The sequence below is a fragment of the Pseudomonas sp. E102 genome (genome assembly GCF_052660185.1).
The window spans coordinates 2,993,358-3,018,781 of sequence record NZ_CP084025.1 but is presented as its reverse complement, the minus strand read 5'-3'; the positions used below and the strand labels follow the sequence as shown (position 1 = coordinate 3,018,781).

General features: G+C 62.3%; 19 protein-coding genes and 4 tRNA genes. 20 read left to right on the top strand and 3 right to left on the bottom strand.

The window, feature by feature from the left end:
* Nucleotides 1-104: 104 nt before the first annotated feature.
* Together DOCECA_RS13795 and DOCECA_RS13790 are read right to left on the bottom strand one after the other, a co-directional pair.
* Nucleotides 105-3,383 carry a PAS domain S-box protein gene (locus DOCECA_RS13795; protein WP_445570687.1) on the bottom strand — a complete coding sequence of 1,093 codons (3,279 nt, stop codon included), beginning with the start codon at nucleotides 3,381-3,383 and terminating at the stop codon, nucleotides 105-107.
* Nucleotides 3,384-3,450: 67 nt separating this feature from the next.
* Nucleotides 3,451-4,341 carry a LysR family transcriptional regulator gene (locus DOCECA_RS13790; RefSeq protein WP_420765683.1) on the bottom strand — a complete coding sequence of 297 codons (891 nt, stop codon included), beginning with the start codon at nucleotides 4,339-4,341 and terminating at the stop codon, nucleotides 3,451-3,453.
* A 157-nt stretch (nucleotides 4,342-4,498) separates the two neighbouring features.
* On the opposite strand from DOCECA_RS13790, the gene leuC reads away from it, so the two are divergent.
* From leuC to DOCECA_RS13695, 19 genes are all read left to right on the top strand, one after another.
* Nucleotides 4,499-5,917, top strand: coding sequence for a 3-isopropylmalate dehydratase large subunit (gene leuC, locus DOCECA_RS13785; RefSeq protein WP_420765684.1), 1,419 nt, complete (start codon nucleotides 4,499-4,501; stop codon nucleotides 5,915-5,917).
* Between the two features lie 11 nt (nucleotides 5,918-5,928).
* Nucleotides 5,929-6,573: a 3-isopropylmalate dehydratase small subunit gene (leuD, locus tag DOCECA_RS13780; protein WP_431144911.1), complete on the top strand. Its 645-nt coding sequence runs from the start codon at nucleotides 5,929-5,931 to the stop codon at nucleotides 6,571-6,573.
* 147 nt (nucleotides 6,574-6,720) lie between these two features.
* Nucleotides 6,721-7,485: a class I SAM-dependent methyltransferase gene (locus DOCECA_RS13775; protein WP_445570686.1), complete on the top strand. Its 765-nt coding sequence runs from the start codon at nucleotides 6,721-6,723 to the stop codon at nucleotides 7,483-7,485.
* Nucleotides 7,486-7,541: 56 nt separating this feature from the next.
* Nucleotides 7,542-8,624, top strand: a complete 1,083-nt coding sequence (gene leuB, locus DOCECA_RS13770) for a 3-isopropylmalate dehydrogenase (RefSeq protein ID WP_063320312.1) — start codon at nucleotides 7,542-7,544, stop codon at nucleotides 8,622-8,624.
* 54 nt (nucleotides 8,625-8,678) lie between these two features.
* Entirely contained in the window at nucleotides 8,679-9,791 is a 1,113-nt protein-coding gene (gene asd / locus DOCECA_RS13765; protein WP_420765686.1) for an aspartate-semialdehyde dehydrogenase, read from the top strand.
* Nucleotides 9,792-10,044: 253 nt separating this feature from the next.
* On the top strand, nucleotides 10,045-11,055 hold the full coding sequence (locus tag DOCECA_RS13760) for an aspartate-semialdehyde dehydrogenase (RefSeq protein ID WP_445570685.1): 1,011 nt from the start codon (nucleotides 10,045-10,047) through the stop codon (nucleotides 11,053-11,055).
* A gap of 208 nt (nucleotides 11,056-11,263) precedes the next feature.
* Nucleotides 11,264-13,837 (top strand): FimV/HubP family polar landmark protein, encoded by a 2,574-nt coding sequence (locus DOCECA_RS13755; RefSeq protein ID WP_445570684.1) that lies wholly within the window; start codon nucleotides 11,264-11,266, stop codon nucleotides 13,835-13,837.
* 304 nt (nucleotides 13,838-14,141) lie between these two features.
* Nucleotides 14,142-14,966, top strand: a complete 825-nt coding sequence (truA, locus tag DOCECA_RS13750; RefSeq protein ID WP_434564131.1) for a tRNA pseudouridine(38-40) synthase TruA — start codon at nucleotides 14,142-14,144, stop codon at nucleotides 14,964-14,966.
* Between the two features lie 63 nt (nucleotides 14,967-15,029).
* Complete coding sequence (locus DOCECA_RS13745; RefSeq protein ID WP_420765689.1) at nucleotides 15,030-15,662, top strand: phosphoribosylanthranilate isomerase; 633 nt, start codon at nucleotides 15,030-15,032, stop codon at nucleotides 15,660-15,662.
* A 256-nt stretch (nucleotides 15,663-15,918) separates the two neighbouring features.
* Nucleotides 15,919-16,839, top strand: a complete 921-nt coding sequence (accD, locus tag DOCECA_RS13740) for an acetyl-CoA carboxylase, carboxyltransferase subunit beta (protein ID WP_420765690.1) — start codon at nucleotides 15,919-15,921, stop codon at nucleotides 16,837-16,839.
* On the top strand, nucleotides 16,836-18,143 hold the full coding sequence (gene folC, locus DOCECA_RS13735) for a bifunctional tetrahydrofolate synthase/dihydrofolate synthase (RefSeq protein ID WP_434606876.1): 1,308 nt from the start codon (nucleotides 16,836-16,838) through the stop codon (nucleotides 18,141-18,143). The genes accD and folC overlap by 4 nt, the downstream gene beginning before the upstream one ends.
* Entirely contained in the window at nucleotides 18,127-18,816 is a 690-nt protein-coding gene (locus tag DOCECA_RS13730) for an SPOR domain-containing protein (protein ID WP_434648362.1), read from the top strand. The genes folC and DOCECA_RS13730 overlap by 17 nt, the downstream gene beginning before the upstream one ends.
* Before the next feature lie 89 nt (nucleotides 18,817-18,905).
* Entirely contained in the window at nucleotides 18,906-19,466 is a 561-nt protein-coding gene (locus tag DOCECA_RS13725) for a CvpA family protein (RefSeq protein ID WP_039593931.1), read from the top strand.
* Nucleotides 19,467-19,507: 41 nt separating this feature from the next.
* Nucleotides 19,508-21,013 carry an amidophosphoribosyltransferase gene (gene purF, locus DOCECA_RS13720; protein WP_305495814.1) on the top strand — a complete coding sequence of 502 codons (1,506 nt, stop codon included), beginning with the start codon at nucleotides 19,508-19,510 and terminating at the stop codon, nucleotides 21,011-21,013.
* A 57-nt stretch (nucleotides 21,014-21,070) separates the two neighbouring features.
* Nucleotides 21,071-22,282 carry an O-succinylhomoserine sulfhydrylase gene (locus DOCECA_RS13715; RefSeq protein WP_434648359.1) on the top strand — a complete coding sequence of 404 codons (1,212 nt, stop codon included), beginning with the start codon at nucleotides 21,071-21,073 and terminating at the stop codon, nucleotides 22,280-22,282.
* Complete coding sequence (locus tag DOCECA_RS13710; RefSeq protein WP_434648356.1) at nucleotides 22,279-23,052, top strand: SDR family oxidoreductase; 774 nt, start codon at nucleotides 22,279-22,281, stop codon at nucleotides 23,050-23,052. The genes DOCECA_RS13715 and DOCECA_RS13710 overlap by 4 nt, the downstream gene beginning before the upstream one ends.
* Before the next feature lie 169 nt (nucleotides 23,053-23,221).
* Nucleotides 23,222-23,297: transfer RNA gene (locus DOCECA_RS13705), tRNA-Val, on the top strand.
* A 58-nt stretch (nucleotides 23,298-23,355) separates the two neighbouring features.
* Nucleotides 23,356-23,432 (top strand) — tRNA-Asp (locus DOCECA_RS13700).
* A gap of 89 nt (nucleotides 23,433-23,521) precedes the next feature.
* Nucleotides 23,522-23,598 (top strand) — tRNA-Asp (locus DOCECA_RS13695).
* 188 nt (nucleotides 23,599-23,786) lie between these two features.
* Here DOCECA_RS13695 and DOCECA_RS13690 read toward each other — a convergent pair.
* A complete protein-coding gene (locus DOCECA_RS13690) occupies nucleotides 23,787-25,070 on the bottom strand; it encodes an NAD(P)/FAD-dependent oxidoreductase (RefSeq protein WP_445570683.1) in 1,284 nt (427 codons plus the stop codon).
* Nucleotides 25,071-25,253: 183 nt separating this feature from the next.
* On the opposite strand from DOCECA_RS13690, the gene DOCECA_RS13685 reads away from it, so the two are divergent.
* A tRNA-Val gene (locus DOCECA_RS13685) sits at nucleotides 25,254-25,330 on the top strand.
* The last annotated feature ends 94 nt before the right edge of the window (nucleotides 25,331-25,424 follow it).

The following is a 25,424-nucleotide window of genomic DNA, read 5'->3' as shown; positions in this document are numbered from 1 at the left end:
TGTCAGGCTAAACAGCGTCGTCTGTTCTTTTTTGGGGCTGCTTCGCAACCCAGCGGGGATAAATCCCCTCGCCACAAAAGCCCGTCTTGTATTGCGGTTCAGAATTAGGGCAACAACCGCTCAAACGCCTCCAGCGGCAACGGCCGGCTGTGCAGGTAACCCTGGTACAAATGACAATCGAGCCCCTGCAGGAACTGCAATTGTTCCAGCGTTTCCACCCCTTCGGCGATCATTTCCAGGTTCAGGCTACGGGCCATGGCCACGATGGCGCGGATGATTTCGGCGTCGTTGGGGTCGCTGGTGGCGTCCCGCACGAAGGATTGATCGATTTTCAACGTGTCGACCGGTAGGCGTTTGAGGTACGTCAGCGACGAGTATCCCGTGCCGAAATCATCCATGGCGAAGCTCACGCCCAGTTTCTTGAGGCGACGCATCTTGCCGATGGTGTCGTCCAGGTTCTGGATTACGATGCCTTCGGTGATTTCCAGTTTGAGCACGCAATAGGGCAGGCCGTGACGGGAGAGGCTGCTTTCGATGCGTTCGACGAAATCACTCTGGCGAAACTGCCGTGGGCTGATGTTGACGCACAATTTGAAGCGCTGCGGATCGACCTTGCCCTTGGCGATCAAGTGCTTGAAGCCGTTGCAGGCTTCATCAAGGATCCAGGTCCCGACCTCCAGGATCAAGCCGCTGTCTTCCAGTACCTTGATGAACTCGTTGGGCGACTGCGCACCCAGGTCCGGATGATTCCAACGGACCAGGGCTTCGGCGCCGATGATGCGGTTGTCCCGGGCATCGATCTGGGGCTGGAAATGCAAACTGAACTCGTTGCGAGCCAGGGCCTGGCGCAAGTCGGTTTCCATGCGCAGTCGCTCGCTCGCGGCTTTTTGCATGGTGGCGTGGAACATCTGCGAGGTGTTGCGCCCCGAGTCCTTGGCGCGGTAGAGGGCAATGTCGGCGCGCTTGAGCAGGTCGGTCGGGGTGGAGCCGTGGTCCGGAATCAGCGCCATGCCAATGCTGGGGGTAACTTGAAGCCGTTGGCCGTCCAGGAACATCGGTTCCGAGAGCAGGTCACGCAGGGTGTCGGCCAGGTTCTGTACCTGTTCGCTGACCGCGGCCCGTGTGCCTTCGAGGCCGCTGAGCAGTACCACGAACTCGTCGCCACCCAGCCGCGCCACGGTGTCTTCGAGGCGCACGCTGGCTTCGAGGCGTGCGGTGATGATCTTCAGCACCGTATCGCCCACCGGATGGCCGAGGGAGTCATTGATGTGCTTGAAGTGGTCCAGGTCGAGGAACAGCAGGGCTCCGCGAAGGCTGTGGCGCTTGAGCAAGGCGATCTGCTGGCTCAAGCGGTCCATCAACAACGCCCGGTTGGGCAGGTTGGTGAGTGGGTCGTGATAGGCCAGGTGGCGGATCTGCGCTTCGGCGTTGCGCAGCAGGCTGACGTCCCGGGCTGTCAGCAGCAGACAGGCGGTCTCGTTGAGCGTGATGGGTTCCACCGACACTTCCACCGTGAGGATTTCCCCACGCTTGTTGCGCCCGAGCATTTCCTGATGCACGACCCGGCCCTTGAGCTGTAGCTCTGCCAGCAGCGCCGTGCGTTGTTTTTCCTCGGCCCAGATGCCGACTTCGTACACTGTGTGGCCGACCACTTCGTCGGCGCGATAGCCGGTGAGGCGGCAGAAACCGTCGTTGACCTCAAGGTAGCGGCCGCTTTCGCATTCAGTGATGGTGATGGCGTCAGGGCTGGAGTGGAAAGCCTTGGCGAATTTTTCCTCGCTGGCCTTGAGCGCCACCTCGGAACGCTGCTGCTGGGTGATGTCCCGCAGGGTGGTGACGATGCAGGGCTGGTTGCCGACGTGGATCTGCCGGCTGGAAATCACGCAGGTCAGCGGCTGGCCGTTCTTGTGGTGGACGACGATGGCAACATTGCTCAGCGATTGCTCGCGGATCACCCGTTCGATGCGTTGCAGGCTGCTGCCGGACGCATCCCAAAGACCAATCTCGTCGGCGCTGCGGCCGATGACGTCGCTGGCCGCCCAGCCGAAGGTCTGGGTGAAGCTGGAGTTGATTTCCAGGAATCTGCCATCGTCCTGGTGGGTCACGCAGATCGGGTCGGGGCTGACCTGGAACAGTGTGGCGAATTTTTCTTCCGATGCCGCCAGGCTCTGTTCGCGCTCCACCTGATCGGTGATGTCGAGCAAAGTGCCGGCCATGCGCAAGGGGCTGCCGTCGTCGTCGCGGTAGAGGCGGGCGCGGCTCTCAAGATAGCGTGAGCTGCCGTCCGGCAGCTGCACGCGATAGGTCAATTGATAGTTGCCCGCCGGGCCTTCGCGCAGGCTGCGGTAGGCGTTGCGCATGTTGTTGCGTTCTTCGGTGGGTACGCCCTCGAAAAACGCGTCGAACGATTCATGAAAGGCTTTGGGCTCCAGGCCATGGAGCTGCGCGGCCCGGGCCGAACCGTAGAGCATGCCGCTGGGAATGTGCCAGTCCCAAGTGCCCAGTTGCGCCGAGTCGAGGGCCAGGTCCAGGCGTTCCTGGCTGTCCTTGAGGGCCTGTTCGGCGAGTTTGCGCTCGGTGGTGTCCAGGAACGTGCTCAGCAGGTACGGTTGGCCTTCGAGTTCGACTTTCTGCGCGCTGAGGATGCCGTTGTGGACCTGGCCGTTACTGGCCCGGAACTCCACTTCCATGCTCACCAGTTCGCCTTTGGCCTTGGTCGCCTCCACCAGCTTCGCCCGTTGCCTGGGGTCGACCCACAGGCCCAGTTCCAGAGTGGTGCGGCCAATCACATCGTGAACCGGCCAGCCGAACAGGCTTTCGAAATACTGGTTGGCTTCGCTGATCAGGCCGTCCTCCTGGCGGGTCAGCAAGACCATGTTCGGGCAAAGATGAAAAAGCGTGGCGAAGCGTTTTTCCGAGCTGCGCAGCGCCTGTTCCCGTTCGCGCTGGTGAGTGATCTCGCGAATGACCCCGATCATGCGTGGACGGCCATGTTTGTCGGGCAATACGCTGCCGCTGATTTCCAGCCAATGCAGGCTGCCGTCGGGCCAGACGATTCGGTGGTGCATGGCCTGCTCGAGCGGTGCGCCGGCCACCGCCGCGTGAAACGCGCGCATGGCCCGGGCCCGGTCCTCGGGCAGCAACAGATCGAGGTAGTCCACGTCGGCGGGTAACGGTTGGCGCGGATCGAAGCCGAACAGTGCCTGGGTGCCTCGGGACCAACTGATCTGCCCGGTATCGATGTCCCACGACCAGGCCCCCAGCCGCGCTCCGTTCAGGGCGGCCAGCAGCTGTGGCGCGCTGTCCCAGCTTTGCTCGGACCGCTTCGGGTCGAGCGCCTGGATACGCGGCAGGGGCGGAAGATGGTCGGCGGGTTTGGGCATTCTCTAGCGGGCCTTGGGCGGGTGGGTGTGATGCACAGGCGTAGTGGCCCTATAGGAGTAGCACAACTTATGCCCTTGTCCCTGGCAGATCGATTTGTGCGTCCAGTAGAGCCATGAAAGCCCGTGCTGCATTCGACAGCGTCCGTTCGGTGTGCACGATATAGCCTAGCTGGCGACTGAGCTGTATGCCCGGCAAAGGAATGCGCGCCACCTGTTCGTCGAGCATGGTGCGCGGCAGGACGCTCCAGGCCAGGCCGATGGAGACCATCATCTTTATGGTTTCCAGATAATTCGTGCTCATGGCGATGTTCGGTGTCAGGCCTTGGGCTTCGAACAGTCGCTGGACGATGTGATGGGTGAAGGTATTGCCGCCAGGGAACACCGCCGGATGCAAGGCGATGTCCGCCAGGCTCACTGCGCCGTTTTCCAGCAGCGCGTGTTCCGGCGCTACGACGAAATCCAGCGGGTCGTCCCACACCGGCTTGGCCCTTACCAGTGCGTGGGGCTCGGGGGCGAGGGTGATGACGGCGAGTTCCGCGCGACCGTGAAGGATTTCCTCGTAGGCCACTTCCGAATCAAGGAACTGAATATCCAATGCCACCTGTGGGTAGCGTCGGGTGAATTCCCTTAATAAGGAGGGCAGGCGATGCAAGCCGATGTGGTGACTGGTGGCGAGGGTCAGCCGCCCGGTCACTTCGCCGGTCAGATTGGTCAGCGCGCGGCGGGTGTCGTCGAGCACGTTGAGAATCTGATAGGCCCGGGGCAGCAGCGCCCGGCCGGCTTCGGTCAGGCCAATTTCACGGCCCAGCCGGTCGAAGAGGCGCACATTGAGCTGTTGTTCCAGCCCGGCAATACGCTTGCTGATAGCGGGCTGGGTGAGGTGCAGGCGCTCGCCGGCTCCGGAGAAACTGCCGGTCTCGGCGATGGCAATAAAGGCGTTGAGGTTGGCTAAGTCCATGGCCGTACCGGTCGAATTCCTGTTGGTTATGCAAAGCATGAAAAATATGAATTTGAGTTATTTAATGTAGCCTCATAACATCAGCCTCACAAGCCAAGGGGTCATTTACTCACTCAAGACCCAGGGCATAGAAACAAGCTGATGAGGAAACCGTGTGATGGCCGGCAAAACGCTCTACGACAAGCTCTGGGATTCGCATTTGGTCAAGCAGCGCGACGATGGCTCGGCGCTGATCTACATCGATCGTCACATCATCCATGAAGTGACTTCGCCGCAAGCCTTCGAAGGCCTGCGCCTGGCTGGGCGCAAGCCTTGGCGCATCGATGCCAACATCGCCACCCCGGACCACAACGTACCGACCACCCCGGAGCGCAAGGGCGGCATCGAAGCCATTGCCGACCAGGTCTCGCGTCTTCAAGTCCAGACCCTCGACGACAACTGTGATGAATACGGCATCGTTGAATTCAAGATGAACGACGTGCGCCAGGGCATCGTCCACGTCATCGGCCCGGAGCAAGGCGCGACCTTGCCTGGCATGACCGTGGTCTGCGGTGACTCCCATACCTCGACCCACGGCGCATTCGGCGCCTTGGCCCACGGCATCGGCACTTCCGAGGTCGAGCACGTGCTGGCCACCCAGTGCCTGGTCGCCAAGAAAATGAAAAACATGCTGGTGCGCGTCGAGGGCAAGTTGCCGTTCGGCGTGACCGCCAAGGACATCGTCCTGGCCGTGATCGGCAAGATCGGTACCGCTGGCGGTAACGGCCATGCCATCGAGTTCGCCGGCAGCGCGATCCGTGACTTGTCCGTCGAGGGCCGCATGACCATCTGCAACATGTCCATCGAAGCCGGCGCGCGCGTCGGGTTGGTGGCCGCCGATGAAAAAACCGTCGAATACGTCAAGGGCCGTCCGTTCTCGCCCAAAGGCGCGGAGTGGGACATGGCGGTCGAAGCCTGGAAAGACCTGGTCTCTGACCCGGACGCCAAATTCGACACCGTGGTCGAGCTCGATGCGACGCAGATCAAGCCGCAAGTCAGCTGGGGCACTTCGCCGGAAATGGTCCTGGCAGTGGACCAGAACGTGCCGGATCCGGCCAAGGAAACGGACCTGGTCAAGCGCGACTCCATTGTCCGTGCCTTGAAGTACATGGGCTTGAGCGCCAACCAGGCGATCACCGACATTCAGCTCGACCGTGTTTTCATCGGCTCCTGCACCAACTCGCGGATTGAGGACCTGCGCGCCGCGGCGGTCATCGCCAAGGGCCGCAAGGTCGCCTCGACCATCAAACAGGCCATCGTGGTGCCGGGCTCGGGCCTGGTGAAGGCCCAGGCCGAAGCGGAAGGGCTGGACAAGATTTTCCTCGAAGCCGGTTTCGAATGGCGTGAGCCGGGTTGCTCGATGTGCCTGGCAATGAACCCGGACCGCCTGGAGTCGGGCGAGCATTGCGCCTCGACGTCCAACCGAAATTTCGAAGGCCGTCAGGGTGCCGGTGGTCGTACGCACCTGGTTAGCCCGGCGATGGCCGCTGCGGCAGCTGTCAACGGCCGTTTCGTCGACGTCCGCGAATTGATCTGAAGGAGCGCAGCATGAAAGCTTTTACCCAGCACACCGGTCTTGTCGCGCCTTTGGATCGTGCCAATGTCGACACCGACCAGATCATCCCCAAGCAATTCTTGAAATCCATCAAGCGCACCGGCTTCGGCCCGAACCTGTTCGACGAATGGCGCTACCTGGATGTCGGCCAGCCGTACCAGGACAACTCCAAGCGTCCGCTGAACAAGGACTTCGTGCTCAACGCCGAGCGCTACCAAGGCGCCAGCGTGTTGCTGGCCCGTGAGAACTTCGGCTGCGGCTCGAGCCGCGAGCACGCGCCGTGGGCCCTGGAAGAGTACGGTTTCCGCAGCATCATCGCGCCGAGTTACGCCGACATTTTCTTCAACAACAGCTTCAAGAACGGCCTGCTGCCGATCATCCTCAGCGATGCCGAAGTGGACGAGCTGTTCCAGCAGGTCGAGGCCAATCCTGGTTATCAATTGCAGATCGACCTGGCCGCGCAGACGGTGACCCGCCCCGACGGCAAGGTGTTGGGTTTCGAGATCGATGCGTTTCGCAAGCATTGCCTGCTCAATGGCCTGGATGACATCGGCCTGACCTTGCAGGACGGCGAGGCAATTGCCACGTTCGAGGCCAAGCATCGGGCGAGCCAGCCTTGGTTGTTTCGCGATGCTTGATGGATTGATGTAGGCAGTACCGGCCTCATCGCGAGCAAGCTCGCTCCCACAGGTGTTTGTGAACACCCAAAATCCCTGTGGGAGCGAGCCTGCTCGCGAAGACGGCGGCACTGACACCACAAGGCTATACCCAAAAAGGAAGTCCCCATGACCAGCACCGCCCACAGCCAAGTCGTCCAAAAGCAATTCGGTGAACAGGCCTCGGCCTACCTGAGCAGTGCCGTGCACGCCCAGGGCGCCGAGTTCGCCCTGCTACAGGCCGAGCTGGCCGGTCGTGGCGATGCCCGTGTGCTGGACCTGGGTTGCGGCGCCGGCCATGTGAGTTTCCACGTGGCGCCGCTGGCCGGTGAGGTGGTGGCCTACGATCTGTCCCAGCAGATGCTCGACGTGGTGACGGCGGCGGCTGCCGAGCGTGGCCTGGGCAATATCAGCACGGTCCGTGGCGCCGCCGAGCGGTTGCCGTTCGCCGACGCTGAGTTCGACTTCGTGTTCAGCCGCTATTCGGCGCATCATTGGAGCGACCTCGGCCTGGCATTGCGGGAAGTGCGCCGGGTGCTCAAGCCGGGCGGGGTGGTAGCGTTCATCGATATCCTGTCGCCTGGCACGCCGTTACTGGACACCTACCTGCAAAGCATCGAAGTGCTGCGCGACACCAGCCATGTGCGCGACTATTCGGCCGCCGAATGGTTGCGCCAGGTCGGCGAAGCGGGCCTGCACACTCGCAGCACGTCGCGCCAGCGCCTGCGCCTGGAGTACCAGTCCTGGGTCGAGCGCATGCGCACCCCCGAGGTGATGCGTGCGGCGATTCTTGAGCTGCAGCGTTCGATGGGCGACGAAGTGCGTGAATATTTTCAGATTGAGGCCGATGGTTCGTTCAGTACAGATGTGCTGGTGCTGTGGGCCGAGCGATAGGATTTTTACCGGTCGGCCCCAGGGGTTGTGCCGAAAACCGAACAAACGAGGAAAGCATGAGCAAACAGATTCTGATTCTCCCAGGTGACGGCATCGGCCCGGAAATCATGGCCGAGGCGGTCAAGGTCCTGGAGTTGGCGAACGACAAGTACGGCCTGGGCTTCGAACTCAGCCACGACGTCATCGGTGGCGCGGCCATCGACAAGCACGGCGTACCCCTGGCCGATGAAACCCTGGACCGTGCCCGTGCCGCCGATGCCGTGCTGCTGGGCGCCGTGGGCGGCCCGAAATGGGACAAGATCGAACGCGACATCCGCCCGGAGCGCGGCCTTCTGAAGATTCGTGCGCAACTGGGTCTGTTTGGCAACCTGCGTCCGGCGATCCTTTATCCGCAACTGGCTGACGCGTCGAGCCTGAAGCCGGAAATCGTCTCGGGCCTGGACATCCTCATCGTCCGCGAACTGACCGGCGGTATCTACTTCGGCGCCCCGCGCGGCACCCGTGAGCTGGAAAATGGCGAGCGCCAGGCCTACGACACCCTGCCATACAGCGAAAGCGAAATCCGCCGTATCGCCCGGGTCGGCTTCGACATGGCTCGCGTGCGGGGCAAGAAACTGTGCTCGGTGGACAAGGCCAACGTGCTGGCTTCCAGCCAACTGTGGCGCGAAGTGGTCGAGCAGGTGGCCAAGGATTACCCGGACATCGAACTGAGCCACATGTACGTCGACAACGCGGCGATGCAACTAGTGCGTGCGCCGAAGCAGTTCGACGTGATCGTCACCGACAACATGTTCGGCGACATCCTGTCCGACGAAGCGTCAATGCTCACCGGTTCCATCGGCATGCTGCCGTCGGCTTCCCTGGACGCCAACAACAAGGGCATGTACGAGCCGTGCCACGGTTCGGCGCCGGACATCGCCGGGCAGGGCATTGCCAACCCGTTGGCGACCATCCTGTCGGTGTCGATGATGCTGCGCTACAGCTTCAACTTGAACGATGCCGCCGACGCGATCGAAAAAGCCGTCAGCGTGGTCCTGGACCAAGGCTTGCGCACCGGTGATATCTGGTCGCAAGGCTGTACCAAAGTCGGTACGCAGCAAATGGGCGATGCAGTAGTCGCCGCGCTGCGGAATCTGTAATCTTTCGGGCCCACCGCCTCGACGGTGGCCCACTTTTGTATAGGTGTAGTTGCGATGAAACGTGTAGGTCTGATCGGTTGGCGCGGCATGGTCGGTTCCGTGCTCATGCAGCGAATGCTGGAAGAGCAGGATTTCGATCTCATTGAGCCGGTGTTCTTCACCACTTCCAACGTGGGTGGCCAGGGCCCGTCCGTGGGCAAGGACACCGGTGCGCTCAAGGATGCCTACAGCATCGACGAGCTCAAGACCCTCGACGTGATTTTGACCTGCCAGGGCGGCGACTACACCAGCGAAGTCTTCCCGAAACTGCGTGAAGCCGGCTGGCAGGGTTACTGGATCGATGCCGCTTCCAGCCTGCGCATGCAGGACGACGCGGTGATCATCCTCGACCCGGTCAACCGCAAGGTCATCGACCAGCAGCTGGATGCGGGCACCAAGAACTACATCGGCGGCAACTGCACCGTCAGCCTGATGCTGATGGGTCTGGGTGGCCTGTTCGAAGCGGGCCTGGTGGAGTGGATGAGCGCCATGACCTATCAGGCAGCCTCCGGTGGCGGCGCCCAGCACATGCGCGAGCTGATCAAGCAAATGGGCGTGACCCACGGCGCCGTGGCTGACGAGCTGGCGAACCCGGCCAGTGCCATCCTGGACATCGACCGCAAGGTCGCCGAAGCGATGCGTAGCGATGCCTACCCGACCGAGAATTTCGGCGTGCCGCTGGCCGGCAGCCTGATCCCTTGGATCGACAAGGAACTGCCGAACGGCCAGAGCCGTGAAGAATGGAAGGCCCAAGCCGAGACCAACAAGATCCTGGGCCGCTTCAAGAGCCCGATCCCGGTGGACGGCATCTGCGTGCGCATCGGCGCCATGCGTTGCCACAGCCAGGCGCTGACCATCAAGCTGAACAAAGACGTGCCGATCGCCGACATCGAAGGCTTGATCAGCCAGCACAACCCGTGGGTCAAGCTGGTGCCGAACAACCGTGAAACCAGCATGCAGGAGCTGAGCCCGACCAAGGTCAACGGCACCCTGAACGTGCCAGTGGGCCGCTTGCGCAAACTGAACATGGGCTCGCAGTTCGTCGGTGCCTTCACCGTTGGCGACCAACTGTTGTGGGGCGCGGCCGAACCGCTGCGCCGCATGCTGCGGATTTTGCTCGAGCGTTGATCGATTGTCGCTGTGAAAGAACCCGCGCCTTGTAAGAGGTGCGGGTTTTTTATTGGGGCAGTTTTTGGGTGTCTGGACCGGCCCCTTCACGAGCAGGCTCGCTTCCACAGGTTTTGTGTTCACTGAAGATCCAATGTGGGAGCGAGCCTGCTCGCGAAGGGGCCGCCACAGTCACCACAAACTTCCCGCCAATTGCCTGCCCACCCACCACCCGGTAAAGTGCCGCTCCCCACGTTTTACCTGAGGTAGACCCATGAGCCAGTCCTTTGATATTGCCGTGATCGGCGCCACCGGTACTGTCGGCGAAACCCTCGTCCAGATTCTTGAAGAGCGCGACTTCCCGATCGGCAACCTGCACCTGTTGGCCAGCAGCGAGTCAGCGGGCAGCTCGGTGATGTTCCGGAGTAAAAACGTGCGGGTGCGCGAGGTCGATGAGTTCGATTTCAGCAAAGTCCAACTGGCGTTTTTCGCGGCGGGGCCGGCGGTCACTCTGAGCTTCGCTCCGCGCGCCACGGCGGCCGGCTGCGCGCTGATCGACCTGTCCGGTGCGCTGCTGGCCGAACAGGCACCGCAGATCGTACCGGAGGCCAACCCGCACGTGCTGGCGAACCTGTCCAGGCCCGTGCAGGTCAGCAGCCCCAGCCCCTCGGCGACGGTCCTGGCCGTTGCCTTGGCACCGTTGCGCCAATGCCTGGATATCCAGCGCGTGAGCCTGACTGCCAGCCTCGCCGTATCGGCCCAAGGCCGCGTCGCGGTCACTGAACTGGCGCGCCAGACGGCGGAATTGCTCAACGCCCGTCCGCTCGAACCGACGTTCTTCGACCGGCAGATGGCGTTCAACCTGTTGGCCCAAGTGGGTAGTCCCGATGCGCAGGGCCATACCCCACTGGAAAAGCGACTGGTGAGTGAGCTGCGCCAAGTGCTGGAGCAACCTTTGTTAAAGATTTCCGCGACTTGCATTCAAGCCCCGGTGTTTTTTGGCGATAGCTTTAGCGTGACCGTGGAGTCTGCCGGTCCCGTCGACCTGGCGAAGGTCAACGCCGCCCTGGAAGCGGCCCCCGGCATCGAGCTGGTGGAGGCGGGTGATTATCCGACGCCGGTGGGTGATGCGGTGGGGCAGGATGTGGTCTATATCGGCCGCGTGCGCGGCGGCATCGATGATCCGTCGGAGCTGAATATGTGGCTGACGTCGGATAACGTGCGCAAGGGCGCGGCGCTCAACGCGGTGCAGGTGGCTGAGTTGTTGATAAAAGACCTGCTGTAAAAGATACTTGGCAACAATTTGTCGAATGGTTCTAGCTGGGCGCTATGCTTGGCCAGAGTGCTGAAGGCGAACCTCCCTCCCGGGGACTGCCTCGGGCATGAGTGAAACGATCGCGCGCACCGTCGCTTGGGGCTGCGCGCAATGCCTTACGGCAGCGGCATTAACACCTTCTCGCTGGCCGAGGAATGTTCAAACAAAGGAAGAGGCTATGGTTCAAGTTCGCAAACTGGTGTTAGCAATAGCGGCCGCCTCGGCGCTGTCCTCCGGTATGGCGCAAGCGCTCGGGCTGGGGGAATTGACCCTCAAGTCGCCGCCGAACCAGCCTCTGGTGGCCGAGATCGAACTGCTCGATGTCCAGCAACTGACCGCCGCCGAGGTGGTGCCGAGCCTGGCCCCACCTGAAGAATTCGCCAAGGCGGGCATTGACCGCCAAGCCTTTCTCAATGAATTGAGCTTCACACCGGTGATCAACGCCAACGGCAAGAGTGTCCTGCGGGTGACTTCCAGCCGGCCGCTGACCGAACCGATGGTCAAATTCCTCGTGCAGGTGATGTGGCCCAACGGCCGCTTGCTGCGCGACTACAGCGTACTGCTCGATCCGTCTAAGTTCTCGCCGCAGGCCGCTGACGCCGCTCGGGCGAAGCCGTCCCAGGTGGTGTCTTCGCCGGTCACCGGGGCTACCAAGCCGTCCCAATACACCACGACGCCGCGCGATACCCTATGGGAAATCGCCGCCAAGGTGCGCAACGGTGGTTCGGTGCAGCAAACGATGCTGGCGATCCAGGCGTTGAACCCGAACGCATTCATCGACAGCAACATCAACCTGCTCAAGACCGGCCAGGTGTTGCGCCTGCCCGATCCGGTGCAAAGCACGGCATTGCCGCAGCCCCAGGCCATTGCCGAAGTGGCCGCTCAAAACGCCGCCTGGCGCCAGGGGCGTCGGAGCGGGGCGGGTAACGGACGCCAGCAGGTGGACGCCACCCGGCGTGGCGGTGGCGATAACGCACCGGCCCAGGGCGCGGCTCGCGATAACCTGAGCCTGGTTTCCGCCGAGTCGGCGAAAGCGGGTGCCAAAGGCAAAGGCGCAGCCGGTGATGCCCAGGCCCTGAGTAACCAACTTGCCGTGACTCAGGAAAGCCTCGATTCGGCTCGTCGCGACAATGAAGAACTGAAGAGCCGCATGGCCGATCTTCAGAGCCAGCTGGACAAACTGCAGCGCCTGATCGAGCTGAAGAACAACCAATTGGCGAAAATGCAGGCCGAAGGCGTCGCGGTCCCGCCCACTGGCGAAGCCACCCCGGCGATGTCGGCGGAACTGACCCCCGCGCCAGCGGCACAAGCACCGTCCGCCGCCCCGGCACCCCAGGCCACCCCAGAAGCGACCCCGCCGGTTGAACCGGCGCCGGCCGCAGCCGACGAGAAAAAATACAACGACCTGCTGACCAATCCGATCCTGCTGGGCCTGATTGGCGGCGGTGCGTTGCTCCTCTTGCTGCTGCTCCTGCTGCTCGCTCGTCGCCGCAAGGCCCAGCAGGAAGCCGAGAAACATCTGCGCATGGCCCGAGCCCTCGAGGAGGAGGCCGACTTCTCCCCGGAGCTCGATCTGCCCCCGAGCAGCTTCGAGGGCATTGAAGTACCACCACCCAGCGTAAAGCTCGAACCCAAGCCAGCCCCCGCGCCAGCCCCTTGGCCTGCCCCGGTGGTTGCGCCCGTGGTCGTCACGCCCCCCATAGCCGCACCGCTGGTAGCACCGGCCGCGGAGCGTTCGGACGACGTGCTGCCCCAGGCTCAGTCGCACATCGATCGTGGTCGCTTGAATCAGGCCGCCGACCTGCTTGAACAAGGCATCAAGGCCGAGCCCCAGCGCAGCGACCTGCGCTTGAAGCTGATGGAAGTCTACGGCCAGCAGGGCGACCGCGACGCCTTTGTCGCCCAGGAGCGGCAGTTGGTCGCCAATGGCGACAATTACGCCCAGGTCGAACAGCTCAAGAGCCGTTTCCCGGCCATGGCGGTCGCCGCCGGTGCAGGCCTGGCTGCGGCAGCCGTAGCCGCTGAGTTGGATGCCCAGTACGTCAAGGAGCTGTTGGAAGACAAATCGCCGACCGACGACCAGCTCGACAGCGCTTTTGATCTGAGCCTGGAGGACATGGACACCGCTCCGGTCGCGCCAGCCCCCGAGCCGCTTGCCGAACTGGATGCGTTTCCGCAAGACGATGACCTGAGTTTTGAATCGGTGCTCAAGCAACAGACCGAGGCCAACGAAAGCCTCGACGATCTGTCGGAGTTCGATCTGGACCTGGGCGCGGATGCTCCGGCACCCGCCTTGGCGGATGAAGACTTCCTGCTGGACCTGGACGACGATCTCAAGGGGTTGGACATTCCAGCGGCCGAAACGCCCGCGTTGGATGACACGCCGGCCGACGATCTTGAACTGCCGGCGGATTTCGATCTGTCCCTGGCCGACGAGATGGACGCCCACGATCAGCCTAAGGATGCCTTCGAGTCCGAGCTGGACGATGTCAACGCCGAGCTGGATCGTCTGTCCGACAGCATAGGCCAGCCAACCTTCACTTCTGAAGACGCCTTGGCGACTGCCGACGACGAGCCGGACTTCGATTTCCTCAGCGGCACCGACGAAGTGGCAACCAAGCTCGATCTGGCCCAGGCCTACATCGACATGGGCGACAATGACGGCGCCCGGGATATCCTCGGCGAAGTGCTCAGTGAAGGCGATGCCACGCAGAAGAGCGAAGCGAAGGAGATGTTGTCGCGCCTGGCGTGAGTCAGCGGTTAAACAAAAAACGGCAGCCGGGGAGGGCTGCCGTTTTTGTTTGCAGGCCTTTTGTAACGTCTGGGCTGGCGCCATCGCGAGCAAGCTCGCTCCCACAAGGATTCGCGGTGAGCGCAGAATCCATGAGCACCCGAGAACCCTGTGGGAGCGAGCTTGCTCGCGATGGCGCCAGTCCATTCCCCACAGTGCCCACCTGTTGCACTAGCATCCCGCCCAGCCGGCTTTATAATGCCCGCCTTTGCGTACCTCAGCAGGCTGTAATTCCTTGGCAAACATAGACAACCCGGCCGCCGAAATGGCGGCCGACGGCTTTTTCCGAATCGCCTTGGGCGTTGAATACAAAGGCTCGCGCTATCGCGGCTGGCAGCGTCAGGCCTCCGGCGTATTAACGGTGCAGGAAACCCTTGAAGACGCGCTGTCCAAAGTCGCCGATTCCCCCGTGTCGCTGCATTGCGCCGGACGAACCGACGCCGGCGTGCATGCCTGCGGCCAGGTGGTGCATTTTGACACCCAAGTCGAGCGCTCGATGAAGGCTTGGGTGATGGGGGCCAATATCAACCTGCCGCACGATGTCAGCGTCAGTTGGGCAAAGGCGATGCCCGCGCATTTCCATGCGCGCTTCAAGGCCATCGCCCGGCGCTATCGCTACGTGATCTACAACGATCAGATCCGCCCAGCGCACCTGAATGAAGAAATCACCTGGAACCACCGTCCGCTGGATGTCGAGCGTATGGCCGAGGCCGCGCAATACCTGGTCGGCGTCCATGATTTCAGCGCTTTTCGCGCGGGGCAGTGCCAGGCCAAGTCGCCGATCAAGGAACTGCATCACCTGCGCGTGACCCGTCACGGCAAGATGATCGTGCTTGATATCCGCGCCAGCGCCTTTCTGCACCACATGGTGCGCAACATCGCCGGTGTGCTGATGACCATCGGCGCGGGTGAACGGCCGGTGGAATGGGTCAAGGAAGTGCTCGAAAGCCGCATTCGCCGCTCGGGAGGCGTGACCGCGCACCCGTTTGGCCTGTACCTGGTCCAGGTTGAATATCACGACGAATTCGAGTTGCCTGAGCGTTACATCGGGCCACATTTCCTCACGGGGTTCTCGGAACTCGACGGCTGACGCCCTCCGCTGCATTTGTTACCATCCGGGACTTCCACGGATTTGCCTGAGGTTTTATCCACCATGTCGGTCGTTCGCAGCAAGATATGCGGAATCACCCGAGTCGAAGACGCCTTGGCGGCGGTCGACGCCGGTGCGGACGCCATCGGGCTCGTGTTCTACGCCAAGAGCCCGCGGGCGGTGACGGTGCAGCAGGCACGAGCGATCATTCAGGCGCTGCCACCCTTCGTCACGCCGGTCGGCCTGTTCGTCAATGCGAGTCGTTGCGAGCTGGGCGAAATCCTCGATGCGGTGCCGCTGGCCTTCCTGCAGTTCCATGGCGACGAGACACCCGCCGATTGCGAGGGTTGGCATCGACCGTACATCAAGGCGTTGCGGGTCAAGGCCGGCGACGACATCGCCGCCAGTTGCAAAGCCTTTTCCGGGGCCAGCGGTATCTTGCTGGACACCTACGTGGAGGGCGTTCCGGGAGGGACCGGTGAAGCGTTCGACTGGACGTTGGTGCCGCAGGGCCTGGACAAGCCGATCATCCTTGCCGGCGGCCTGACGGCGGACAACGTGGCTGACGCCATCGCCCAGGTTCGACCCTACGCGGTGGACGTCAGTGGCGGGGTGGAGCAGGCCAGGGGCATCAAGGACCCGGCGAAGATCCGGGCGTTCATGGCGGCTGTGCGCAGCAGCCAGTCGTCAATGTGACGGCTGGCAGACTGCCGCCGTCCATACCTGCACTGTTCAAAGCAGGCAGGCGCCGCCTACGGGTGGGCCGATAGCGTAGTGGCAATCGCAGTGCAGCGGTTGCCGGGATGGCGGGGGATGGTTGGGCTGGGCGCAGGTCATGTTTCGCACTGACCGCGACGATCCTCGTTCCTCGCCGCACAATGAATTTGAGCTCAAGGGCATACGCGGGGCCGCGAACCAGAGCGTTCGGGCCGCCGGTACTGGAGAAAGAAGCATGAGCAACTGGTTGGTAGACAAACTGATCCCTTCGATCATGCGTTCCGAGGTGAAGAAAAGCTCGGTGCCTGAAGGTCTGTGGCACAAATGTCCATCCTGCGAAGCGGTGCTGTACCGTCCCGAGCTGGAAAAGACCCTGGACGTTTGCCCCAAGTGCAACCACCACATGCGCATCGGCGCGCGTGCCCGTATCGATATCTTCCTGGACGCCGAAGGCCGTGTTGAGCTGGGTGCCGACCTGGAGCCCGTGGACCGCCTTAAATTCCGCGACGGCAAGAAATACAAGGATCGCCTGACCGCTGCCCAGAAGCAGACCGGTGAAAAAGACGCCCTGGTTTCCATGAGCGGCACCCTGTTGGGCATGCCGGTGGTGGTGTCGGCCTTTGAGTTCTCGTTCATGGGCGGTTCCATGGGCGCCATCGTCGGCGAGCGCTTCGTTCGCGCCGCCAACTACGCTCTGGAAAACCGGTGCCCGATGATCTGCTTCGCCGCCTCCGGTGGCGCGCGGATGCAGGAGGCCCTGATCTCGCTGATGCAAATGGCCAAGACCTCCGCGGTACTGGCGCGCTTGCGTGAAGAAGGCATTCCGTTCATCTCGGTGCTGACCGATCCGGTCTACGGCGGTGTGTCCGCCAGTCTGGCGATGCTGGGCGACGTCATCGTCGGCGAGCCGAAAGCCCTGATCGGCTTCGCCGGTCCGCGTGTGATCGAGCAGACTGTGCGTGAAAAGCTGCCGGAAGGTTTCCAGCGCAGCGAATTCCTGCTGGAACATGGCGCGATCGACATGATCATTCACCGCCAGGAGCTGCGTCCACGCCTGGGTAATCTGCTGGCGCAACTGATGGGCCTGCCGACGCCGACCTTCGTCGCCACGCCAATCGAGCCGATCGTGGTTCCGCCGGCGCCTGCTGGCCTATGACCGAACGTACCCTGGGCGACTGGCTTGCCTACCTCGAGCAGTTGCATCCATCGGCCATCGACATGGGGCTGGAGCGCTCGCAAGCGGTAGCGTCCCGCATGGGACTGGCCAAGCCGGCGCCTCGGGTCATCACGGTTACCGGCACCAACGGCAAGGGGTCGACCTGCGCCTTTCTGGCCTCGCTGCTGCGGGCCCAGGGATTAAGTGTCGGCGTCTACAGTTCGCCGCACCTGCTGCGCTACAACGAGCGGGTGCAGGTCAACGGTGTCGAAGCTTCCGACGCCGATCTGTGTGAAGCCTTCGCGGCGGTGGAAGCCGGGCGGGGCGAGACTTCCCTGACCTATTTCGAGATGGGCACGCTCGCGGCGTTCTGGCTGTTCGCCCGTGCCGGCCTGGATGCGGTCGTGCTGGAAGTCGGCCTGGGTGGTCGCCTGGATACCGTCAATCTCGTGGACGCGGACATCGCGCTGGTCACCAGTATTGGCGTGGATCACGCCGATTACCTGGGCGATACCCGCGAGTCCGTGGCTTTCGAGAAGGCCGGCATTTTTCGCCAGGGCGCGCCGGCACTCTGCGGCGACCTCGATCCGCCGCAACCGTTGCTGGATAAAGTGCGCGAGCTGGGCTGCCCGTTCTTCCTGCGTGGGCGGGACTTCGACCTGGCCATGACGGAGCGGCACTGGCAATGGCGTGGCAGCGATGCTCGGGGCAACCCGGTCGAGCTGCGTGACCTGCCGCAGCTGGACTTGCCAATGGAGAACGCCGCGCTGGCACTGCAGGCCTACCTGCTGCTCGGGCTGCCGTGGGACACCGGACGGATTATCCAGGCACTGCAGGCGACTCGCGTTGTCGGTCGTCTTGATCGCCGCTCGATCGATTGGCAAGGCAAGCGCCTCGACGTGCTCTTGGATGTCGGTCACAACCCCCACGCGGCGCAGTACCTGGCTGAACGCCTGGCGCGTCGACCCGTGGCGGGCAAGCGGCTGGCGGTGTTTGGCCTGCTGTCGGACAAGGACCTGGATGGCGTTGTCGATGCGTTGGATGCTAGTGTCCAGCACTGGGCCGTGACGCCACTGGATTCGCCGCGTTCGCGTCCGGCCAGCGAGTTGCAGGCGGTGTTGCAGCATCGTGGCGCTTCGGTGGAAGCTTATGGCAGCGTGGCCGACGCGCTGGAAGGGCAGTGCGCCCTGGCGACGGCAGACGACGAGATTCTGTTGTTCGGATCATTTTATTGCGTTGCCGAGGCCCTTCAATGGTTGGCCCGGCGCTCCACGGAGGAAGCTGCAGATGGCATTGCTGGATAAGGCTTACAAGCAGCGCATGGTTGGGGCCCTGGTGTTGGTGGCCCTGGCGGTGATCTTCCTGCCGATGCTGTTTTCCCGGCAGGACGAGCAGCGCCAGGTCACGGTTGATGCGCCGGCCGCGCCCCAAGCGCCTGCGGTGCCGCCCGTGCAAGTCGAGCCCGTGCCAGTGCCCGAGCCGCAGGCACTGCCCCAGGAGCCGGTGCCGAGCGACGCGGAATTGGCTGAACAATCCGCCGCGCCTACCGCGCCGGTCGGGTCCACGCCCACAGCGCCCGCATCTGCCGCTGTCGCGCCTGCCCCGGCGGCACCCGCCAAGCCTGCTGTAGCGCCAACGCCCATCCCGGCGACGCCGGCGATCAAACCGGCGCCAAGCCAGCCGATCACCGCTGCCCCCAAGCCAGACACCACCCAGAGCCGCGTCGATGCCAACGGCCTGTCGGTGAGCTGGTCGGTGCAACTGGCCAGCCTGACCAGTCGAGAAAGCGCGGAAAAACTGCAGAAAAGCCTGCGCAGCCAGGGCTACAACGCCTATATCCGTTCCGCCGATGGCAAGAATCGGGTCTTTGTCGGTCCGTTGATCGAGCGTGCCGAGGCCGACCGCCTGCGCGACTTGCTCAATCGCCAGCAGAACCTCAAGGGTTTTGTGGTTCGCTTCCAGCCAGAGCGCGGTTGACAGCCATTTAGCCGATTTGAATCACGCAGCTTACCGACAGCCCTGTGCTCTGCTAAAATGCGCCGCCTTATCCGTCTGTAGGCTGCACCGTGCCATTTACCTGGGTTGACTGGGCGATCGTTGCGATCGTCGCCATCTCCGCATTGATCAGTCTGAGTCGCGGCTTCGTCAAGGAAGCGCTCTCGCTGCTGACCTGGATCATCGCGGGAGTCGTGGCCTGGATGTTTGGTGGCTCGCTGTCCCAGTACCTCGCCGGATACATCGAAACACCCTCGGCCCGCGTGATCGCGGGCTGTGCCATCTTGTTTATCGCCACCTTGCTGGTGGGCGCAATGATCAATTATCTGATCGGCGAACTGATTCGCGTCACCGGGCTTTCCGGGACGGACCGGTTCCTGGGCATGGCTTTCGGCGCGGCGCGTGGCGCCTTGCTGGTGGTCGTGGCCGTCGGGCTGTTGAGCCTGGGGCCGGTACAGCAGGATACGTGGTGGCAGGAGTCCCGGCTCGTGCCACAATTTCTATTGGTCGCAGACTGGTCCAAGAACCTGATCCTGGGTTGGAGCAGTCAGTGGCTTGCCAGCGGTATCAGCGTACCCGCTGAAATACCGTTCAAGGAACAGCTCTTGCCGATGGCCAAAACGCCGCAGTGAGTGTTGTTCAGTTCAGATCCATTAAGTAGGGGTTGCGTCGCATGTGTGGCATCGTCGGTATCGTCGGTAAGTCGAACGTCAATCAGGCGCTGTATGACGCGCTAACCGTGCTCCAGCACCGCGGCCAGGACGCTGCCGGTATCGTGACCAGCCATGACGGCCGGTTATTCCTGCGCAAGGACAATGGCCTGGTGCGCGACGTGTTCCATCAGCGTCACATGCAGCGCCTCGTCGGGCATATGGGTATCGGCCATGTGCGTTACCCGACAGCGGGTAGCTCGACTTCGGCCGAAGCCCAGCCGTTCTATGTCAACTCGCCGTACGGCATCACGTTGGCGCACAACGGCAACCTGACCAATGTCGAGCAACTGGCCAAGGAGATCTACGAATCTGACTTGCGCCACGTCAACACCAGTTCCGACTCGGAAGTGATGCTCAACGTCTTCGCTCACGAGCTGGCCCAGCGCGGCAAGCTGCAGCCGACCGAAGAAGACGTGTTCGCCGCCGTGACCGACGTGCACAACCGTTGCGTGGGTGGCTACTCGGTGGTGGCGATGATCACCGGCTACGGCATCGTCGGTTTCCGCGACCCGCACGGTATTCGTCCGATCGTGTTCGGCCAGCGTCACACCGACGAAGGCGTCGAGTACATGATCGCCTCCGAGAGCGTGTCCCTGGACGTGCTTGGTTTCACCCTGATTCGCGACCTGGCCCCGGGCGAAGCGGTCTACATCACTGAAGACGGCAAGTTGTTCACCCGCCAGTGCGCGACCAACCCGAGCCTGACGCCGTGTATCTTCGAGCACGTCTACCTGGCCCGTCCGGACTCGATCATTGACGGTATCTCAGTCTACAAGGCGCGCCTGCGCATGGGCGAGAAGCTGGCCGACAAGATCCTGCGCGAGCGTCCGGACCATGACATCGACGTGGTCATCCCGATCCCGGACACCAGCCGCACCGCGGCCCTGGAGCTGGCGAACCATTTGGGCGTGAAGTTCCGCGAAGGCTTCGTGAAGAACCGCTACATTGGCCGCACCTTCATCATGCCGGGCCAGGCTGCACGGAAAAAATCCGTACGCCAGAAGCTCAACGCCATTGAACTGGAATTCCGCGGCAAGAACGTGATGCTGGTGGACGATTCCATCGTGCGCGGTACCACCTGCAAGCAGATCATCCAGATGGCCCGCGAAGCCGGCGCCAAGAATGTCTACTTCTGCTCGGCGGCCCCGGCCGTGCGCTACCCGAACGTCTACGGCATCGATATGCCGAGTGCCCATGAGCTGATCGCTCATAACCGCACGACCCAGGAAGTGGCCGACCTGATCGGCGCCGACTGGCTGATCTACCAGGACTTGCCGGACCTCATCGAAGCGGTGGGTGGCGGCAAGATCAAGATCGAGCAGTTCGATTGTGCGGTATTCGACGGCAAGTACGTCACCGGCGACATCGACGAGGCCTACCTGAATCGGATCGAGAACGCGCGTAACGATGCGTCCAAGGCCAAGACGCAGGCGGTCAGCGCGATCATCGATCTGTACAACAACTGAGTCACGAACCGGCCCCGAGGGGCCGGTTTGCGTTTAACCGATTACAGGAGTGGCAGCATGAGTCAGGATTGGGATGCCGGTCGGCTGGACAGCGACCTTGAAGGCGTAGCGTTCGATACCCTGGCGGTTCGCGCGGGCCAGCACCGTACACCGGAAGCCGAACATGGCGATCCGATGTTCTTCACCTCCAGCTACGTGTTCCGCACGGCCGCCGATGCCGCGGCGCGCTTTGCCGGGGAAGTGCCGGGCAACGTCTACTCGCGTTACACCAACCCGACCGTGCGGGCTTTCGAGGAGCGTATCGCCGCCCTGGAAGGCGCCGAGCAGGCCGTGGCGACCGCCACCGGCATGGCCGCGATCATGGCGGTGGTGATGAGCCTGTGCAGCGCTGGCGACCATGTACTGGTGTCGCGCAGCGTCTTCGGCTCGACCATCAGCCTGTTCGAAAAATACTTCAAGCGTTTCGGCGTGGAAGTCGATTACGTGCCCCTGGCGGACCTGTCCGGTTGGGATGCCGCGATCAAGGCCAATACCAAGCTGCTTTTCGTCGAGTCGCCGTCCAATCCGCTGGCCGAACTGGTGGACATCACCGCGCTGGCGGAAATCGCCCATGCCAAGGGCGCCATGCTGGTGGTCGACAACTGCTTCTGCACACCGGCGCTGCAACAGCCGCTCAAGCTGGGCGCGGACGTGGTGGTGCATTCGGCCACCAAGTTCATTGACGGCCAAGGTCGTTGCATGGGCGGTGTCGTTGCTGGTCGTGGCGAGCAAATGAAAGAGGTCGTGGGCTTCTTGCGCACCGCTGGGCCGACCCTCAGCCCGTTCAATGCCTGGATCTTCCTCAAAGGCCTGGAAACCCTCGGCCTACGGATGAAGGCTCATTGCGCCAATGCCCAGGCCCTGGCCGAGTGGCTGGAGCAGCAGGACGGTATCGAGAAAGTGCATTACGCCGGCCTCAAGAGCCATCCGCAGCACGAACTGGCCTTGCGTCAGCAGCGCGGTTTCGGCGCGGTGGTGAGCTTCGAGGTCAAGGGCGGCAAGGAGGGCGCCTGGCGTTTCATCGACGCGACCCGGTTGATCTCCATCACCGCCAACCTCGGTGACAGCAAAACCACCATTACCCACCCGAGCACCACCTCCCACGGTCGCCTGTCGCCCCAGGAGCGTGAATCGGCGGGTATCCGTGACAGCCTGATCCGCGTGGCGGTCGGCCTGGAAGACGTGGCGGACCTGCAAGCCGACCTGGCCCGCGGGTTGGCGGCCTTGTGATCGAGCTGGCTACGCCGCCGAGCGGTACTCATGGCCGGGTAGCCCTGGTGACGGGCGCCGCGCGGGGTATCGGCCTTGGGATTGCCGCCTGGCTGATCTGTGAAGGTTGGCAGGTGGTTCTCACCGACCTGGACCGCGAGCGCGGTTCCAAGGTGGCGAAAACCTTGGGTGACAATGCCTGGTTCATCGCCATGGATGTGTCGGACGAGGCCCAGGTTGCCACCGCTATCGCTGAAGTGCTCGGCCAGTTCGGGCGGCTCGACGCGCTGGTGTGCAACGCCGCCATCGCCGACCCGCACAACATCACCCTGGAAAGCCTGGACCTGGCGCATTGGAACCGGGTCTTGGCGGTGAACCTGGGTGGGCCGATGCTGCTGGCCAAGCACTGCGCGCCTTACCTGCGTGCCCACAACGGGGCCATCGTCAACCTGGCCTCGACCCGCGCCGCGCAGTCGGAACCGGACACCGAGGCCTATGCGGCCAGCAAAGGAGGCTTGCTGGCCCTGACTCATGCCCTGGCGATCAGTCTAGGGCCGGAGATTCGGGTCAACGCCGTCAGCCCTGGTTGGATCGACGCGCGAGACCCATCGCAACGTCGAGCGCAGCCGCTCACCGATGCCGATCACGCCCAGCATCCGGCGGGCAGGGTGGGTACGGTGGAGGACGTGGCGGCGATGGTGGCATGGCTGCTTTCGCGCAACGCCGGTTTTGTCACGGGGCAGGAGTTCGTGGTGGATGGCGGCATGACCAAGAAAATGATTTATGAGTAAGGAGCAGCTGCAAGCGGCAAGTTCAAGCTGCAAGCAGCGTGGTGCGGGTCCGGTGCTTTTTACTTGTAGCTTGGCGCTTGTCGCTTGAAACTGTTTCTGAAAAAAATCCAACCCTGCTATTGACTTAGCTTCGGTACCTGCGTAAATTTCGCGGCCTCAACGCAGCAAAGGGTGATTAGCTCAGCCGGGAGAGCGTCTGCCTTACAAGCAGAATGTCGGCGGTTCGATCCCGTCATCACCCACCATGTTTCTTGAGAGTCTTGCGAAAGCAAGATGGAAGCTGTCAAAAGCATCCACCGACGCGCAGCGGTAGTTCAGTCGGTTAGAATACCGGCCTGTCACGCCGGGGGTCGCGGGTTCGAGTCCCGTCCGCTGCGCCATATTTTCCGAAGCAGGTTCGCCTGGTTCGAGATCCAAGCCCGCGGGTTTGGATCAGACGAGTTTAATGGACGCAAGTCCACAGCGATACGCAGCGGTAGTTCAGTCGGTTAGAATACCGGCCTGTCACGCCGGGGGTCGCGGGTTCGAGTCCCGTCCGCTGCGCCATATCTGCTTCGAGGCCCACTGAACGCCTTGAAGCTAAGAAGAAAGCTGAAGAGCTTCTTCCAATCGATAGCAAAGACCCTGGTCGAAAGACCGGGGTTTTTTGTGTCTGGCTGAACAGTATTGGGCCTACAACCGTGGCGAGGGAGCTTGCTCCCGCTGGGCTGCAAAGCAGCCCTGTGTCGGCCGCTTCAGAACCCCAACCGATCCCGCAACCCGTAATACCAAGCCCCCATCGCCGCAAATGGCGTGCGCAGCAATTGACCGCCGGGGAAGGGGTAGTGCGGCAGGTCCGCAAACGCGTCAAAACGCTCTGCTTGCCCTCGCAATGCCTCTGCCAGTACCTTGCCCGCCAAATGCGTATACGTCACGCCATGACCACTGCAGCCTTGGGAATAATAAATGTTATCCCCCAGCCGCCCGACTTGCGGAAGACGCGACAGAGTCAGTAGGAAATTTCCGGTCCAGGCGTAATCGATCTTCACATCCTTGAGCTGCGGGAACGCTTTGAGCATCTTCGGCCGAATGATCGCTTCAATGTTGGCCGGATCCCTTGCGCCATACACCACGCCACCACCGAAAATCAGGCGCTTGTCACCCGTCAGCCGGTAGTAGTCGAGCAGGTAGTTGCAATCTTCGACGCAGTAATCCTGAGGCAGCAGGCGATGGGCCAACTCGTCCCCCAGCGGCTCAGTGGCGATCACTTGCGTACCGCAAGGCATCGACTTGGCCGCCAACTCCGGCACCAGATTGCCCAGGTAAGCATTGCCCGCCACGATAATGAATTTGGCCCTGACCTTGCCCTGCGGCGTATGCACGACCGGACTGGCACCGCGCTCGATGCGCACCGCCGGCGACTGCTCGTAGATCACACCACCCAGTGACTCCACCGCCGCCGCTTCGCCCAGCGCCAGATTGAGAGGGTGGATATGCCCACCGCTCATATCCAACATGCCGCCGACATACTCCTCGCAAGCCACTACCTCGCGAATACGCCGCTGATCCAGCAACTCCAGCTGTGTATGACCGAAACGCTCCCATAAACGCTTCTGCGACTCCAGATGACCCATCTGTTTAGCGGTGAGGGCCGCGAATACACCGCCTTCCTTCAGATCGCACTGAATCTGATACTTAGCCACCCGCTCACGGATGATCCGCCCACCCTCGAACGCCATGTTGCCGAGCAACTGCGCTTGCTGTGGACCGACGCTGCGTTCGATCACATCAATGTCGCGGCTGTAGCTGTTGACGATCTGCCCACCGTTGCGACCCGAAGCGCCGAAGCCGACCTTCGCCGCCTCGACGATCGTCACTTTAAAACCGTGCTCCAGCAGAAACAGCGCGGAAGACAACCCCGTGTAACCCGCACCGATCACGCAGACATCGGTTTCGACATCATCCTGCAGGGCAGGGCGCGACGGCGTCGCATTGGCCGATGCGGCGTAATAGGACGCTGGGTAGGATGTGTTCGCCATTCTGGAACCTCTGTTTTATATTTTTTACGAATGCAGCGATCCTACCCGAGATAAAAATCCGCCGCCAGCCACCACAAAATCCTTGTCGCTTCGGCGCAATTAAATATTTTGCATATTCATAGGCTTAGGTGAAAAAAAGGTGTTGACACCCCTTTGGAATTCCGTAGAATGCCGCCTCACAGCAGGCACGTAGCTCAGTTGGTTAGAGCACCACCTTGACATGGTGGGGGTCGTTGGTTCGAGTCCAATCGCGCCTACCAAACAAAATCCGCTCTGCTGGGCGGTCTAGAAGGGCTCACCGAAAGGTGGGCCCTTTTTTGTTGGCTGCGATTTTCAAAACTTTTTCAAAATTTT